Raw genomic sequence first — 15,522 nt, forward strand, 5'->3', positions numbered from 1 at the left:
CTCCATTTGCACTTATGAAAATCGATTGCTAGATTGCAATCTAACTAAAACATAATCGATTCGAATAAAATTGCAAGAGTGCAATTGGAGGTCACATGTCGAATTATTTTGATGCTGAGGGCTTTTATTCAGCCCTTGACGCCCATAGAACTTCTCTCGGCATAACGTGGAAGAAGCTTGCTGACAAAGCTGGGGTCTCAGCTTCGACTCTTACCAGAATGGGGCAGGGAAAACGGCCTGATGTTGACACATTGGCAGCATTAGCAAGTTGGTCTGGAATAGATGTGAAAAAGTTTTATATTGCAGATCAAGGGTTGCGAGAAAGGCCTGAGACACTTGCTGAAATCACGGCTTTACTTCGAGCTGATAAGGAACTCGGTGAAGAAGCGGCAATCATGTTGGAGCGAACAGTATCATCTTTATATAAAGAGTTGAGGAAAAGACGTGAGTAAGGGGTTTAGGCACGGCTTTAAGGCTGAAGCGGAAAACTATGCGACTCTTTTCAGAGAGGAACTTGGAAAAAAGCCTCATGAACCTCTATGCCCAAGAATTTTAGCTGAGCATCTTTGTATTCCAGTTAGAGAACTATCTACGCATCCAGGTTTGGATCAGGATGTTAAGGATTATTGGCGAGATTGTGAAGAAAGTACGTTTTCTGGGCTCATTCTGAATGATGGTAGTTACAAGGAAATAGTGCACAACGACTATCATCATCAAAGAAGACAGAACTCAAATATCGCTCATGAATTAGCTCATGTTATTTTAGGTCATCCATTATCAGCTCCTATCAAGCCTAGTGGAGAAAGAGCATATGATAAGCACATTGAAGATGAAGCGAAATGGTTGGGAGCTGCGCTTTTAATTCCTAAAAAAGCTGCGATATACATCGTTCTAAATTCAATATCTTTGGCCGATGTGCAACAAGAATATGGAGTAAGTGAGGAACTGCTAAAGTATCGTGTGCAGGTCACGGATGCATATCGCGCTGCGAGCAATATCAGGCGTATATATCGCCGATAAAAGAAAAGCATTTTTCATTTCTCGGGACCCAAACGGCACCTAGCGCCCAATACGCGCACAAACGCATAGCGGCTCTAATATCTATTACTCTGAAATTTAAAAGAAAATTTGGTAGCGAGGGAGGGACTTGAACCCCCGACACGCGGATTATGATTCCGCTGCTCTAACCAACTGAGCTACCCCGCCATCCGGTGCGCTGTGTTTCGGCGTGTCGCCGTCGCGCTGTGTGAGGGGTGTATAAGGCTCTTGAGTGAACTCGTCAAGCTTTCTTCGCCAAGATTTGTGGAAATTGCCCGGCTTGTGAAAAAACTTTTAAAAACAGCAGGTTTGCGCGGTTTTTGCTGGGTCGAGAAGTTTTGTTTGTGACCTTTTTGAACGGCCATTTGTATTCAATCCTGTGAAATTCCAGCGGCTCCGCCGTGGTGTGGGCTCACGTCTTGAAAGGCGGGCGAGTTTGTTGTGGGGGGGACTGTTATTCTGCACAGGTGAAAATTTGGGTTAATTCTTACGAACCCATTGAAAACGTTAAATAATGCTAATTTCGGGATAAAAAACCATTTTGCACAACACTGCGTGGCTTATGGTCAATAAGGGCGCGAAGTTGTGCATAGAGCGCGCAAAAATGCGCAGGCCCAACTAGCTGAAGCGGTGCCCGCACCAGACGACTTTGCCGATTACATGAAAGTCTTCCAAATCAGACCGATTGAGCAGCTCATCCTTGTATTCTGGGTTTTGGCTGATTAGCTCAAGATCGCCGAGGGCGGTAGGTCGCAAGCGCTTTACTCGCGCCATTCCACCCAAAACGAATGCGTAGATCCCATCCGAAAGTTCATTTCGCTTGCGGTCAATCATCACCAAGTCACCATCTGCGATAAGGGGATCCATGCTATCCCCTTGCGCGGTGAGAATGATTAACCCCTCCTGCGAAGTTCTTCCCAACTTGCCGCCTAAAAACTCCCGGGTAAACGGTATCTCCTCCACCTTTTCCAGATGGTCTCCGTTCAGTGCGCCAGTACCTGCGGCCAATCGAACGTCGACTCTTGGTATGGTGATAAATTCATGACCTCCCGGTTGAGCCAAGCCGATGATTGGCTTCGAATTCTTGCCCAGTAGCAACCAATCCAGAGAAACGCCAGCAAATTCCGATATCCGAATTAGATGGTCATATTTTGGAACTTTGGCCTCATTCCAAATTCGGTTGAAAGTGGCACCAGGAATTCCTGCTTCCTTCGCCCAAACGAATGGATCCTTGCCTGTTTTCGAAATCAGGTCCTTCATGCGCTGCTGAAAGGCAATTTCAATTTCGGACTTCAATTTCAAAACTCCGAACAAGACTTCGGACATGTATCCACATTTCGGAGTTTGCCATTAATCGTTTAAAACCAAATAGTTGCGCCCGAGCGCATCATCCGAGAGCTTTAAACAACTCCGAAATCCAATAATGGAATTGAAAATTCCATAAATGGAGTTACAGTATCTTCATTCGTTACCAACGAGCGCAAACCACCAAGGTGAATTGCGCGGTGAAAAAAAAGCGGCTGCTGCAACAGTCCGCTTTTCGGAGGAGATCCAATGGCCAAACGCAAGCCCCGCACTTGGGACAAACATTCAATCAAAGCAGAGCTTCACCGAGAAGGCTGGACCCTAACTGAGATTGCGACCAGAGAAAGTATGCACCGTACCACGCTGACCAAGGCTCTGGATACTGGCACAGGTCGCGGTGCGGATATTATCTCCAAATATCTCAGTATTTCCGTTCAGGAGTTGTGGCCCAATCGCAAGAAACGCTCCCCTCATGTGATATACGATAGCGCTAAACATGGGCCAAGCGCTAGTCAGAAAAACCGTGTTCCGTCTGATAGTGGACAGCGTACGGCAGAGGCTGCAGCATGAAATGGTCTGGCCTCACAGTACCTGCTGCCTTGAAGTTCTATCGCCGCTTTGATTACGGCAGCAGCAATGACAATCACCTGAAAGACCTCGCCAGTATCGTCGCCATCACCACAGTATGCATTGCACTTTCTACATGGGTCTGGGCGCTGTGTGTGATCGTCATGGCATATCGAACGGGAGTTGCCTCATGAGGACCCGTCGCTGCCAACATACAGGAGATCTGCTGAGCTGGCAGCCTCCCAAAGTGGAGGCACGCTTTGATCCCGACAGAGTGCGGGCAGCATCTCTACCAGCAAAAGTAGCACGTGCACTTTCAGAAGCTCTGAGGACCGACCGTCGCTCGAGAGAAGAAGTTGCTGCCGCTCTATCGGATCGGCTTGGCGAAGCCATTCGCCGGGACAGTTTGGATGCCTGGGCCAGTGAAGCGCGCGAAAGCAGCAATATATCGGCCTACCGCCTAATGGCGTTGGTTGCAGTTCTAAACTCAAAAGAACTGCTTAACGAGCTCCTTACCGGAACGGACATGATCGTGGTGGACCGAAAGTACCGACCGCTAATCGAGCGTGAGCTTATGGAAGAAGCCCAACTCAGGCTGAAGAGAATGATCCAACAAGCTGACCGTGAATGGAGGGGAAAGAAATGACTGGAACTGTTCCAGCCCTCGCAGAAAACGGCGGTCAGCGTTCGTGGTTCACGGCCAAGGAATACGCGGACTTGAGTTTGCCATCTATGCCTGAAACAGAGCGCGCGGTTCAACTGGCGGCAAACCGCAACAATTGGCAATCCACTTCACTTGCCCGCAGACGAAGAGGCCGCGGTGGCGGATGGGAATATCACATAGACCTGCTACCTGAGCCTGCACGGAAAGCGTTAGATGCCCGTTTCAATATCGAGCGCCTTAACGCTGGACTGCCCTCAGTGCAGATAAATTCGCCCGCATCCGAGCAAGTCAAACTTGCAAAAGCCGACGGAGGTCAGCGCAAGTCTGCGGAAGCACGAAAGCAGATCCTTCAAATGGTCGAGCAACTTGTGGTGCGTGGCATGTCTTATGACAAGGCAGTCCTTGGTCTCGTAGCCAAAGTGAAGGTGTTGCTGGATCAGGACGTGCTTACTGAAGATGAGGAGCATCTGCTGCAGCTGGTTCGCAACGCCAAAGACAAGGGCAAAGGCATTTCTCGCCGCGCAATCTACAACTGGCGTAAAGCGTTCAGGGCAAATGGCTTTGCGGGCCTCATTCCTGGCAAACGCCAACAGGATCAGTTGAACTCATCGCGATACGCATGGGCTCCGGGCTTTTTGAAGTTTTATGCCGATCCGCGCAAACCGACTGTTGCGCTGGCACTGGATCTTTATCGCGCGAGCCTGCCGGATCCTTCCAAGGCACCAAGCTATGACCAGGTAAAACGCTATCTGGCAAAGCTCAAGAAAGCCGATCCAATCTCCGCCTTTAAAGGGCGCGAAGGGATCTTGGCGCTTAAAGCGCGCAAGGTCTATGTCAGCAGATCCACGGAAGGCCTTGAGCCTACCGATATCTACACAGCTGACGGTAAAACGTTCGATGCGTTTGTAGCTCATCCTTTTTCAGGCAACCCGATCCGACCTGAGATAACCACCATTCTGGATGTGGCGACGCGTAAGTGCGTTGGTTACTCAATTGGCTTGAAAGAGAAAGCCTATGACGTGGCTGAAGCACTGCGCAACGCAAGTAGGGCAGCAGGTGTGGCGGCGATCTTCTACGTCGACAACGGCAAAGGCTATAAAAACCTTCTTCTTGATGACGCTGCCGTGGGTATGCTTGCGCGCCTCGGCACTCACAAGGAGCACAGCCGCGCCTACAACTCCCAGGCTCGGGGGATCATAGAACGCTTCAATGGCTCAGTTTACACCCGCCTTGCCAAGACCCTGCCAAGTTATGCAGGGCGCGATCTGGACCGGGAGGCGGCACTGAAGCTGCACAAAACGATCAAGAATGACCTAAAGGAACAAGGTTCTTCCGAGCTGCTCATCAGCTGGGACCAGTTCCTGAAGGTCTTTGACGCGGCATTGCAGTATTACAATGACCGCCCGCATTCCGGCTTGCCGGAGACCCGTGATGCGATCACCAAGAACAAGCGTCATATGTCGCCCAATGAATACTGGGCGCAGTTTGAGGCAAACGGGTTTCAGGCGGTGCGGCTCAGCGGTGAAGACAGTGATGATCTGTCCCGCCCGGCAATGCGCCGCAAGGTCTCCCGCGGGCTCGTTACCGTCGAGAAGAACCGCTACTTCGCGCTGGAGCTGGAGCGTTATGATCGCCAAGAGGTCATGGTTTGCTATGACATCTTGGATGCTGGCCAAGTCTGGGTTCGGGAGCTGGATTTCGTAGACGGAATTGAGACGCCGGGCGCGTTGATCTGCACAGCCAAGTTCGAAGGCAACAGCGAGGCCTACTTTCCAAAGCCCGTCATTGAAAGCGCCCGCGAGAAAAAGGCGGATGCGGCAAGGAAGCGGCTGCAGGACAAGTTGCGGCGCGTGGAACAGGACCAGCGTCCGGGCTTCCTGCTGGAGTATTCCGGTGAGCAGCCCATGGAAGTCTATTCCTCAGCACCCGGCTTTGAGGAGCCCAATGACGATGAACTGGTTGGCGTTGTTATGCAGCCGGCTCAGGCCGAGACCAACGTGGTTTCCATTTCAGAACCGGAACCTGTTCCGGCTCCCAAACCAATATCTCGATCAGGCAGGCCAGTATTTAAGTCCAAGGAAGAGCTTGCCAGCTGGGTCCTCGATAACCCTGAGAAGATGACCGAACAGGACAAAAAAATCCTGTCGGGATGTCTCACCAACAGGACTTATCTGGATCTTTTTGAAGCGCTTGGCATCGACATGGAGGGCCTTCGAAACCTCCTCCGTGCCGCCGCCTAGCACACCCTTCAAGCATTATAGGAAATATCAGATGCGGAATGAATTTGTAAAGACCTCTAACGTGAACCGCTTTTTGAATGCGCTAACAGCGCTCAATGAACGCGGTGCCCAAGAGGCTTGTCTGGTGGTCGTGGACGGACTGCCGGGCCTTGGTAAGACCACAACCTTGCGCAAGTGGGTGGCCCAGACCGGTTCTATTTACCTGCGGGCCAAGAAGGAATGGACCCCTTCATGGTTCATGAACGAGCTGCTGGAGACCTTGCGTGTCCATCCGCCTCACGCTTTTCAGAAAAAGTACCGCAAAGCTCTGGAAGAACTGGCGGGACGTCAGCAATCAGCGGGCATTGAGGGGCGCACCTTTGGATTGGTTATTGATGAAGCTGACCACATTTCAAACAAGTCCGCCATTTTAGAAACCATTCGCGATATCTCCGACATGATCGAGCTTCCGGTCATTCTGGTGGGCATGGGCAAGGTGAACGACAACCTGACCCGGTTTCCTCAGGTGGCTTCCCGTGTTTCCCAAAAAGTGCGGTTTGAAAAGTGCTCTGAAGAGGATGTGCGAGCCTTGCTTAGGGGACGCTGCGAAGTGCCGGTGGCCGATGACCTTCTGAAGTTCGTGCATAAGGTTTCAAGCGGGTTTAACCGCGAAATTCTGGAAGCCATTGCCAATATCGAGCGCCACGGACTGTTGAACCCACCAGGCGAAGGGGGCCTGACCATGGCCGACATGGTGGGCGTTACCATTATCAACGATCGAACATCCAACCGCCCAATCAATGTGCCGGAGGTGCTGGCATGATGCTTCCTGGCGAAATCCCCACAACCATTCTCTACAGTTTAGGAGATGGTGCGTGCAGGACCATGGATGAACTGGATGAGGCACTCGACCTCTCGCGCCATCAAATCTCCAAAGGAGCAACCAAACTGATTTTTCGCGGTCTAGCAGAACGCGTCGAGGCAGGCTGCTACCGGTTGACCGACGCTGGAAAGCAAGCTGTCCGAAACGGTGTCCAACTCACCAGCGGCCCTATCAAGCCGGATCGAGGCAAACGCCGTAAGCCTCAGCGCAATACACTGAGACAGCGCGCCTGGAACATAATGCGGATGGGGGATGCCTTCACGGTTCCTGACCTAATGATGGTCGTTCAGACCGGAGGAGAAAAAACAGCTGCAAACAACTTGCACCGCTATATCCGGGCGCTGACGAAGCACGGTTATCTTCTCGAAATGCCACGCCGCATGGCTGGTACCAAGGTGACGTCCAATGGGTACAAACGCTGGAAGTTGCTCAATGACACTGGGCCGATTGCGCCTGTTTTGCGCCCCGGTAGCAACGTCATGTTCGATCACAATCTCGGTGAGGTGGTGCCATGCAGATGAGCGTTACTCGCATACTTGAGGATCAGGTGCGTAGGCTTGGAAGCAAGCAGGCCGTTGCCTCCAAGATGGGCGTCTCCCGTACAGCAGTAAGCCTTTATCTGACAGGAAGGTTGGAGGCAAACGGCGGGCGGATCGACCGGTTTGAAGCCAGAGCCATTGAATGCTTCTGCGACAGGGTGCTTTGCCCTCACCTCCACCAAGACATTGCGCAGGAGGATTGCGCGGCGTTTCGAGAACGCCCATGCCCCACATCAGATCCAGAGGCTCTTCGACACTGGACAGCATGTCGGCGCTGCCCAATGAACCCGGCCAGCGCCAGTCAAGAGGCTACATGCTCAGTGAAATGCTGAAAGAACTGCGAGCGTTGTTCATTCTTCACCGGCCTGCAGAGCCTATGGAGCCAGAGACCTATGAGTTCATTGCGAGCTCTCTGCAGATCAGCAGTGAAATAGCCGAGCAGTTGGAGCGCCTTGCAAGAAGCAAAGCCCAGGTGCTTGAGCCACAGCACCTCGACGATCCCAAGATAATGCCATTCCCGGTCATTAGCCGGGACCCAAAGTCAGACCTGAAAGGAACAGAAAATGACACTTGAGACCAACGCTATGGCCATACCCGAAGGCTACTGGAAGAACCCCAAAGGTGCCTATGTACCGCTGGATACAATCAAGCTCGAGCATCAAGAAGAAGATGCCTTGGTTAGACAAATCGTTGGCACGGCACGGCACCTTAATCGGTCGCTTGCCAAGTTCAAATCTGATGCGCCTGGGGATGTGCAGGCCTTTCGCGATCTGATCGCAGAAAAATACGGCGCAAAACGAGGCGGCAAGAAGGGCAACATGACCTTGCTAACCTATGACGGAACGCTGGCCGTTCAGGTGGCGATATCAGAGCACATCAGTTTCGGCCCTGAACTGGAAGCCGCGAAGTCGCTTATCGACCAGTGTATTAGCAAATGGAGCGAAGGAGCCAACCAAAACTTGCAGGTCCTGGTAGATGATGCCTTCCAGGTGGACAAGGAAGGCAAGATTTCGACCTCCCGAGTTCTGGCTCTACGCCGCTCCAATATTGAAGATGAAAACTGGCAAAGAGCCATGGATGCCATCTCGGATGCTGTGCGGGTCACTGGCTCTAAGACATACCTGCGGATTTACGAGCGGGATCCGATGACAGGCACGCAAACCCCGATCTCGCTTGATCTTGCAGCGGTTTAGGAGGCAAAGGTGAGTCGCTATCTTGCTCAAATCCATATTGCAAAGAAGGAATTGGCGCTGGATGAGGACAGCTACCGAGCCATTCTATTTCGGGTAACCGGAAAGTGCAGTGCGAAGGATCTTACCGAAGCACAACGTCTGCGCGTTGTTACGGAGTTCAAGCGCGTTGGATGGACCAATAAAAAGCAGGGCGGGAGTTTCCGCCCTGCTTCAAACAAAGCCTATGTGCGTAAACTATACGCTCTGGCTAAGAGACTTGATGAACTGGGGTATTGGAACGCGCCATATAAAGACGCGCTGCGCGTTTTTGTGAGAGCAAGATGCGGTGTCGATAACCCGGAGTGGCTGACATATGCGCAAGCCAACCCCTTGATTGAAGCACTCAAAGAGATCGAAGGGAGGTTATCGGGATGAGGTTACTTACAGCGAGCTGCACCCAAAAATTGCATGGTCTTGCTATGAAAAACTGTAATTGTAAACTCGTGTCCTTCTGGCTTCGAGAGATCAGAAAGACTGGTCTTGCAAAACGCTTGGTCCAGGACAGTATTCCAAGCAATACCCGCCGCAGAAGATTTGAGCATCAACTGATCTGGTGCGTTCCATTGCGCAGTTTCAACTCGTTTGTAATCAAGAACCGTTGCGAGCGCTTTTGCCTGCCAAGGTTCAAGACTTGCTGGTTGCGCGTAAACGGTTGTGGCGAGCAGGCACGCTGCGACTGCCCATGGATATCTCATCGTAAACACCCCGTGGTGAAAGGAAAACTGCTCGAGTTATTCAATCATCGCTTAGCCTCAACTGCAACCTTGGGAGGCATCTATGCATGACCTTCACCCGGTAACGGATCACGCGGTACTGCGCTATATGGAGCGTGTTCTGGACATTGATGTCAGTGCGGTTCGCAATCTGATTCATGCTGAGACGGAAACCGCTTTGACAGCTGGTGCCGCAGGTCTTTTGCGCAATGATGTGCGCTATGTTTTTGCCAACGGGAAGGTCGTTACTGTGATATCGGGTGGCGCACATGGTTGATACCCACCAGCTTACCGAGGATATGCGTGACGTCTACGAGATCTGCGGTGAAGATGTCGCCTTGGAGCTATTGACGAAACTCCCTGGTGTGGAGGTAAAGGTCCCTGCTAGATGGAGCGAGGCTAATCCGCTTTCTCGCATCAGTCGTGACAAAGCGGAGCGGCTTATCGCTGATTTTGCTGGTAACAAACTCTACGTCCCAACACATGCAGACCGGTTGGACACACGCAAGATTGCCCGCCAAATGGCACAGGATGGTCAGAACACTATCGATATTGCTTTGACGCTCAATGTCTCGGAACGCCATGTCCGTAATCTGCTCTCTGGAAAACGGCTACCGCGTCCACGCAAAGTCGATGACAGACAAATTGATCTTGAAGAGTTCCTCAAGAGAGACTTGTGAGTTCCGAGCGGAACAGTTCCGTCGCACAGAACCTGAAAAAATATGAGGCTCGCTTCAGTACTGACGATCTGAGGCGGGCCTTATGTCTTCTATCATCCGACAATTACGCCGCATGAATGGCGAGCGTACCTCTGGCACCCATTTGCTAAAGCAAGGAGCTGAACGGCTTGGCTGCGAGCTATCCGCGCTGCAAGCGGTCCTTGAAGTAGAAAGCAAGGGAGCTCCGTTTGATGAAGAGGGTCGCTTAGTCCTTCTTCCTGAAAAGCACATATTCTTTCGTGAACTGCCAAAAGCCAAACGCACCCAAGCCATCGCAATGGGCCTTGCCAGCAAAAGATGGAAGAGCGCCAACTACAAGGGGCTTGGTTCAGCAGGCTCTGATGCACGGTGGGACCGTCTCTCAGCTATGGCGGCGATTGACGAAACCGCAGCTTTGAAGGCTTGCAGCTATGGCCTTGCTCAGATCATGGGTTTCAACTTCCAGCTATGTGGCTTTGCACGGGTTCAGGACTTCGTGCTTCACTTGGCGCAATCGCGCGACAATCAGATTACGTCGTTTGTAATGTTTCTCGAAAGCGTGGGGTTAAGCGCGGCACTGCGCAAAAAGGACTGGCGATCGATTGCACGGATCTATAACGGCCCAGGCCAAGTTGACCATTACGCTGCTCTGCTTGAAGCCGCATACAATCGTGTTGCGGGTGCTCACTATGATTTTGCCATTCAGGAAGGAGCTACAAGAACAAGCAGGGTCAGCGAGAAGTTGCTCGGCATGGGGAGTTCAGGCTACCGCGTCAAAGCTCTACAAACCCGTCTTTCGGAGTTGGGGTATAGCTGCCGTGCAGATGGCGACTTCGGACCAGCAACCAAGCGAATGGTTGTAGCGTTCCAAAGCGATTATGGGCTAAGTCCTGATGGCATTGTTGGTGAGGCGACTGAAGCGGCGTTAGAAAAGGCTGTGCCGATTGCTCAGCGCCAGGGGGAAGCTCGGCAAGACCTATCTCTCCGCGATCTTCGCAAAACAGGTTCGGTGACCGTCAAAAAAGCTGACGGCTTGACGCGTATCGGGCAACTGCTGCTTGGAACCGGAGTTGGCGTTGGCGCACTTGAAGAGAAGGCAGAAAGTTTTTTTGCCCATATTGGGACCGGAGCAGATCAACTTGCATCCTTGCGCTCAAAGCTCTCCCCACTCTTGAAACTGATGACGGACAACCAGTGGCTAATCCTCCTCATTGTTGGATTGGGCGTTGTATATCTGGCGCGACAGATCAAGCAGCGGCGGCTCGAAGATGCTCAGAACTGGAGGCATTTGGGATGAGCGTACTCCTGTCTCTTGCAGTAAAAGGCTTGAGCTTTTTGGGCGGCAACGTACTTGACCGCGTGCTGAAGCATCTGGAAGCGCGCGCCAGTTCCCAAAATGAGCGCGACCGTATCGGCGCACAGTTGGCGGCCAGCGAAATCAAAGCTGAACTGGAGGCAAGACGTTCGGCTCGCGATCTCGTTTTGGCAGAACAAGGTTGGTGGGTGACCGCAATGATCCGTCCCGCCTTTGCATGGCCGATCGTGCTCTGGTCGGGGGCGATCGTTGTAGACAGCATCTTTCAGTTTGAATGGAACGTTGCCTCGCTTCCCGAACCCCTCAACTCCTGGGCCGGATGGATTGTCGGCGCCTACTTTCTCACTCGTCCCTTCGAAAAGGCCGTGCGGGGCATGACATCCCGGAGAACCAAATGAACGAAGAAATCCATAGCCGTCTTGGCCGGATTGAGGGCCTGCTGCAAGGCATCGACAAGAAGCTGGATGGTGTTGAAGCGCGTCAGGAAAAGCAGGACACGCGTTTGCGCGCCGTTGAACAAAAGAACTTTCTGAACTCAGCAGTGACGGCTTCCGTGGTCTCAGTCGGTGTTGCCATCATCAAGGGCAAGATTGGGGCTTAAATGAAGAAGGCGTCAAAAGACGAGCAGAAACGGCAAGCGCGCTCCAAGTTCATTTTTGAGCGTCAGGCAATTCCGACGATAGCCTTCGGCCTTGGTGTGTCTGAAAGCACCATCCGGCGCTGGAAACATGCAGCTAAGGCGGCAGGCGATGATTGGGATGCAGCCCGTTCGGCGAATATGCTTGCTGGCGATGGCCTTGAAGCCGTGGTTACCTCGGTCGTTGAAGACTTTGTAGTGCTGTTTCAGTCATCTATTGAGCAAATAAAACAAAGCGAAATTGCTCCTGACGATCGTGTGAAAATGATGGCTTCTCTTTCCGATGCCTTCAACAAAATGGTCTCGTCTGCTGGCCGGGTAGCTCCGAAACTTTCAGAGTTGGGTGTCGCCCAGGACGTTCTTCACCGACTTGGAGTGTTTATTCAAAAACACCACCCATCGCATGCGGAAGATTTTTTGGAAGTGCTGGAGCCTTTTGGTGAGCACCTGGCGGAGGTCTATGGATGATTGAGAGAAGAGCAGCTCTCAGCGCCAAGGACTTTAAAAAATCCTTGGCCGAAATGGCGGTGTCCTTTCGGCAAAAAATCGATCTTGAGGTGGACGCATTTCCGGTTGACGACAAAGCCCGCGCACAACGGATTGCGAAGGTCGCGGATCCGGAAACGGGCTATCGCTTTTTCGCTGAGACCTACTTCCCGCACTACCTTACAAGCCCTCCCAGCAAGCTGCATCTGGACCTTTATGCAAACCTGCCGCTAATCGTCCTGGACGAAAACGGCCGCCGTGAATTGATTACTGCGCCGCGCGGATCAGCCAAATCCACCCACGTCTCGTTGATCTTCCCGCTTTGGTGCATCGTGCTTGGTCTGAAGCATTACATCATGCTGATCATGGATGCCTTTGAGCAGGCCGCTGTCATGATTGAAGCTCTGAAGGCCGAACTGGAGAACAACCCGCGTCTAACCTATGATTTCCCGGAGATATGTGGACAAGGCCGAACTTGGCGCGAAGGTGATTTGATCACCCGCAACAACATCAAAGTGGAAGGTTTTGGTACCGGCAAGAAGTTGCGAGGACGGCGGCACGGGCCGTTTCGTCCCGATCTCGTGATCCTGGACGACATTGAAAACGACGAGAACGTGGAGAGCCCAAAGCAGCGCAGGAAGCTCGAAAACTGGGTTGAAAAGGCTGTTCTGAAACTCGGCTCCGCTGACGGGCGTATGGATGTACTTTATGCCGGGACAGTTTTGCATTTTGATGCGGTCATCGTTCGGTTCGCGAAGAAGCCGCGTTGGCGTGTGGCCGAGTATCAAGCCGTATTACAGTGGCCCGACCGGATGGACCTGTGGGACCAATGGGAAGAGCTCTATCTTAATGATGGAGAGCTGGCGGCTGATGCGTTTTATTCTGCACACTCGGCCATGATGAATGAAGGAGCCGTCCTGAACTGGCCGGAACTTCATCCGCTCGACTATCTGATGAAAGAGCGTGCGGCTTCTCATTCCGCTTTCGAGAGCGAGTACCAAAACAAGCCAATGAGCGAAGACAATCCGTTCCGCTCGCTCGTCTACTATGTTCAGATGAAGCGCGACTGGCTGCATTTTGGGGCGATCGATCCCTCCCTTGGCAAGAACAACAAGAACCGAGACCCGAGCGCGATCTTGATAGCGGGGTTTGACCGGGAAACACAGGTTCTGGACGTGGTGGAAGCATCCATTCGCAAACGCCTGCCTGACATGATCATTGAAGACGCTATCGCTTTGCAACGGTTGTATGATTGTCAGGCTTGGTTCGTTGAGACTGTCCAGTTTCAGGAGCTGCTACGCACAGACTTGATGAAAGCAGCCGCTAAAGCTGGTCTGGCCATGCCATGCTTTCCGGTAACGCCCATTGTCGACAAGAACTTGCGCATTGAACGCCTGCAGCCACCAGTCGCGGCCGGTTTGATCCGCTTTAACAAGGCCCACCAGACTTTGATCGAACAACTGCAGCAGTGGCCCAATGCGGCCCATGATGATGGCCCTGACTGTCTTGAAATGCTCTGGACGCAAACTCTTTCCATGGCCTTCACCACGTTGAGCGCCACGACGATCAGCAGTGCACCGCTCCCCTCAGCCAGCCCGCTTGGAGGATACCGCCTATGAGCCGCAAGAACAAACGTACACGGCGTACCAACGCATCAACGCAGACCGACCAGGCAAAGGTCGCAAGGCTGCCCCGCGCCAGTAGCAAGCTGATCGCAACGGCTCAAAACGATATCACCGTTCCGTTTTACTCAGATGTGTTGGTGCCTCAGGATCCAACAATCGATGCCAAAGGACGCGGAAAGGGCCTCAAACTCTATGATGAGGTCATGCAGGATGGACGCGCGCGTACCACAATCAACAAACGCATCAGCAAGGTCACTCGCCGGGAATGGAATGTGGAGCCCGCGAGCGAAAACGCCAAGGATCTGGAAATTGCCCAGAGCGTAACTGGCATTTTGAAGGACTTGCCTTTCGACAGGATCTGCAAGCGGCTGCTGAAGGCGGTTCTCAAGGGCTTTGCGGTTGCGGAGATCGTTTGGGGTCGAAAGGATGGGCTTATTGTTCCCATCGAAATCAAGGATGTTGACCCGTCTCGCTTTGTTTTTGACCGTGACTGGAACCCGCGTCTACTCACCTTAACGAGCGGCTTTGAAGGCGAAGCTCTGCCACCGCGCAAATTCATCGTGCATCGGTTTGATGAAGCGGGAAACAACCCCTATGGCCACGGGCTGGGCTCAGTGCTGTTCTGGCACGTGCTCTTCAAACGAGAGGGCGTGAGCTTCTGGATGAAGTTCATGGACAAATTCGCCTCTCCAATTCCATTTGGGCGCTATGCACATGGCACTTCCAAGCCGGAACAGGACAAGCTTTTGGGCGTGCTTAAGCAGATGGTCTCGCAAGGTGCGCTCGTTGCTCCGATTGGAACAGAAGTGGAGTTTCTCGAAGCGACCAGAGCTGGTGAAGCGGGCTACGAAGCGTGGGTGCGCTACTGGGATGAACAAACCAGCGAAGTCGTGCTTGGTTCAACCCTTGCCACAGGCGTAAAGGGGCAAGGATCAAGAGCTGCCAGCCAGACCCATGCCGATGAGACCGATGCTTTGGTTGATGATGATGCGGACGCTCTATCTGAAACCCTGAATGCCACACTCCTGCGATGGATTGTGGAGCTCAACTGGCCTGGCCAAAGCGCGCCGCAAGTCTGGCGGCCACGTCCAAAGAACGAACAACTTGACGAGGAACACAAGAGCAAGCGCCATGACCGCCAGAAGAAGGGGCTGGAGATGTTGGGCCGCATGCGCCGTGAGGGCTTTGAACCCGAGGATGTAGCTGATTGGTTGAGTGACCTGGCGGGCGTCAATGTAACGCCTGTGCAGATGAATGCGCCGTTGGATAAAGGCCCATCTGACACACAAGACTTCGCTGAAGGAGACCCCCACCCAGTGGGAGAACTCACGCGCCAATTGGAGGAACTGGCAGGACCAGAGGTTCATGACTGGATAGACAAGATCAGAGAGACGGTTTCTGCTGCGGGCACCTATCAAGAGGCCTCCGACGCTCTCCTTGAAGCCTATCCGCTTTTCTCCGCCGATCCACTGGGTAGCCTGATTGGGGACGGTTTGGCAGTGGCGGAAGCAATAGGCCGACTGGAGGTTATTGACGAAACCGGTGTCGTTAACATCTCAAAGGAGAACGGCTCAAAAAAAAACTGAAAACGCGCGATCAAA

General features: G+C 52.7%; 20 protein-coding genes and 1 tRNA gene. 19 read left to right on the forward strand and 2 right to left on the reverse strand.

Annotated features, from left to right (window positions below; genetic code table 11):
• The first annotated feature begins 95 nt into the window (after positions 1-95).
• Both Q3Y58_RS17075 and Q3Y58_RS17080 read left to right on the forward strand, forming a co-directional pair.
• Positions 96-452 carry a helix-turn-helix domain-containing protein gene (locus tag Q3Y58_RS17075; protein WP_319623079.1) on the forward strand — a complete coding sequence of 119 codons (357 nt, stop codon included), beginning with the start codon at positions 96-98 and terminating at the stop codon, positions 450-452.
• Positions 445-1,020 (forward strand): ImmA/IrrE family metallo-endopeptidase, encoded by a 576-nt coding sequence (locus tag Q3Y58_RS17080; RefSeq protein WP_319623080.1) that lies wholly within the window; start codon positions 445-447, stop codon positions 1,018-1,020. Before Q3Y58_RS17075 ends, Q3Y58_RS17080 begins: the two co-directional genes overlap by 8 nt.
• Positions 1,021-1,129: 109 nt before the next feature.
• On the opposite strand, the gene Q3Y58_RS17085 is transcribed toward Q3Y58_RS17080, so the two are convergent.
• Positions 1,130-1,206 (reverse strand) — tRNA-Met (locus Q3Y58_RS17085).
• A gap of 450 nt (positions 1,207-1,656) precedes the next feature.
• Entirely contained in the window at positions 1,657-2,364 is a 708-nt protein-coding gene (locus Q3Y58_RS17090; protein ID WP_319623081.1) for a S24 family peptidase, read from the reverse strand.
• 228 nt (positions 2,365-2,592) lie between these two features.
• Here Q3Y58_RS17090 and Q3Y58_RS17095 point away from each other — a divergent pair, with 228 nt between their 5' ends.
• The 17 genes from Q3Y58_RS17095 to Q3Y58_RS17175 all read left to right on the forward strand — a co-directional run bounded on the left by Q3Y58_RS17095 (position 2,593) and on the right by Q3Y58_RS17175 (position 15,507).
• On the forward strand, positions 2,593-2,913 hold the full coding sequence (locus tag Q3Y58_RS17095) for a helix-turn-helix domain-containing protein (RefSeq protein WP_319623082.1): 321 nt from the start codon (positions 2,593-2,595) through the stop codon (positions 2,911-2,913).
• Entirely contained in the window at positions 2,910-3,104 is a 195-nt protein-coding gene (locus Q3Y58_RS17100) for a hypothetical protein (RefSeq protein WP_319623083.1), read from the forward strand. The genes Q3Y58_RS17095 and Q3Y58_RS17100 overlap by 4 nt, the downstream gene beginning before the upstream one ends.
• Positions 3,101-3,556, forward strand: coding sequence for a hypothetical protein (locus tag Q3Y58_RS17105; protein ID WP_319623084.1), 456 nt, complete (start codon positions 3,101-3,103; stop codon positions 3,554-3,556). The genes Q3Y58_RS17100 and Q3Y58_RS17105 overlap by 4 nt, the downstream gene beginning before the upstream one ends.
• Entirely contained in the window at positions 3,553-5,814 is a 2,262-nt protein-coding gene (locus tag Q3Y58_RS17110) for a Mu transposase C-terminal domain-containing protein (RefSeq protein WP_319623085.1), read from the forward strand. Before Q3Y58_RS17105 ends, Q3Y58_RS17110 begins: the two co-directional genes overlap by 4 nt.
• Positions 5,815-5,845: 31 nt before the next feature.
• Complete coding sequence (locus Q3Y58_RS17115) at positions 5,846-6,616, forward strand: ATP-binding protein (protein WP_319623086.1); 771 nt, start codon at positions 5,846-5,848, stop codon at positions 6,614-6,616.
• On the forward strand, positions 6,613-7,197 hold the full coding sequence (locus Q3Y58_RS17120) for a helix-turn-helix domain-containing protein (protein ID WP_319623087.1): 585 nt from the start codon (positions 6,613-6,615) through the stop codon (positions 7,195-7,197). Before Q3Y58_RS17115 ends, Q3Y58_RS17120 begins: the two co-directional genes overlap by 4 nt.
• Before the next feature lie 241 nt (positions 7,198-7,438).
• Entirely contained in the window at positions 7,439-7,789 is a 351-nt protein-coding gene (locus tag Q3Y58_RS17125) for a hypothetical protein (RefSeq protein ID WP_319623088.1), read from the forward strand.
• Positions 7,779-8,408, forward strand: a complete 630-nt coding sequence (locus Q3Y58_RS17130; protein WP_319623089.1) for a DUF3164 family protein — start codon at positions 7,779-7,781, stop codon at positions 8,406-8,408. The genes Q3Y58_RS17125 and Q3Y58_RS17130 overlap by 11 nt, the downstream gene beginning before the upstream one ends.
• A 9-nt stretch (positions 8,409-8,417) precedes the next feature.
• Positions 8,418-8,822 (forward strand): gp16 family protein, encoded by a 405-nt coding sequence (locus Q3Y58_RS17135; RefSeq protein ID WP_319623090.1) that lies wholly within the window; start codon positions 8,418-8,420, stop codon positions 8,820-8,822.
• A gap of 402 nt (positions 8,823-9,224) precedes the next feature.
• The gene (locus Q3Y58_RS17140; protein WP_319623091.1) at positions 9,225-9,437 is read left to right on the forward strand and encodes a hypothetical protein; all 213 of its coding nucleotides are present in this window, start codon (positions 9,225-9,227) and stop codon (positions 9,435-9,437) included.
• Positions 9,430-9,840 (forward strand): hypothetical protein, encoded by a 411-nt coding sequence (locus Q3Y58_RS17145; protein WP_319623092.1) that lies wholly within the window; start codon positions 9,430-9,432, stop codon positions 9,838-9,840. The genes Q3Y58_RS17140 and Q3Y58_RS17145 overlap by 8 nt, the downstream gene beginning before the upstream one ends.
• A gap of 82 nt (positions 9,841-9,922) precedes the next feature.
• Positions 9,923-11,155, forward strand: coding sequence for an N-acetylmuramidase domain-containing protein (locus tag Q3Y58_RS17150; RefSeq protein WP_319623093.1), 1,233 nt, complete (start codon positions 9,923-9,925; stop codon positions 11,153-11,155).
• Positions 11,152-11,571: a 3TM-type holin gene (locus Q3Y58_RS17155; protein WP_319623094.1), complete on the forward strand. Its 420-nt coding sequence runs from the start codon at positions 11,152-11,154 to the stop codon at positions 11,569-11,571. Before Q3Y58_RS17150 ends, Q3Y58_RS17155 begins: the two co-directional genes overlap by 4 nt.
• Positions 11,568-11,774, forward strand: a complete 207-nt coding sequence (locus tag Q3Y58_RS17160) for a hypothetical protein (RefSeq protein WP_102866748.1) — start codon at positions 11,568-11,570, stop codon at positions 11,772-11,774. The genes Q3Y58_RS17155 and Q3Y58_RS17160 overlap by 4 nt, the downstream gene beginning before the upstream one ends.
• Entirely contained in the window at positions 11,775-12,278 is a 504-nt protein-coding gene (locus Q3Y58_RS17165; protein WP_319623095.1) for a DUF1804 family protein, read from the forward strand.
• Positions 12,275-13,915, forward strand: a complete 1,641-nt coding sequence (terL, locus tag Q3Y58_RS17170; protein WP_319623096.1) for a phage terminase large subunit — start codon at positions 12,275-12,277, stop codon at positions 13,913-13,915. The genes Q3Y58_RS17165 and terL overlap by 4 nt, the downstream gene beginning before the upstream one ends.
• Positions 13,912-15,507 (forward strand): DUF935 domain-containing protein, encoded by a 1,596-nt coding sequence (locus Q3Y58_RS17175; protein ID WP_319623097.1) that lies wholly within the window; start codon positions 13,912-13,914, stop codon positions 15,505-15,507. The genes terL and Q3Y58_RS17175 overlap by 4 nt, the downstream gene beginning before the upstream one ends.
• Positions 15,508-15,522 lie beyond the last annotated feature (15 nt).

This window comes from Nesiotobacter zosterae (assembly GCF_033843645.1).
GTDB lineage: Bacteria > Pseudomonadota > Alphaproteobacteria > Rhizobiales > Stappiaceae > Pseudovibrio > Pseudovibrio zosterae.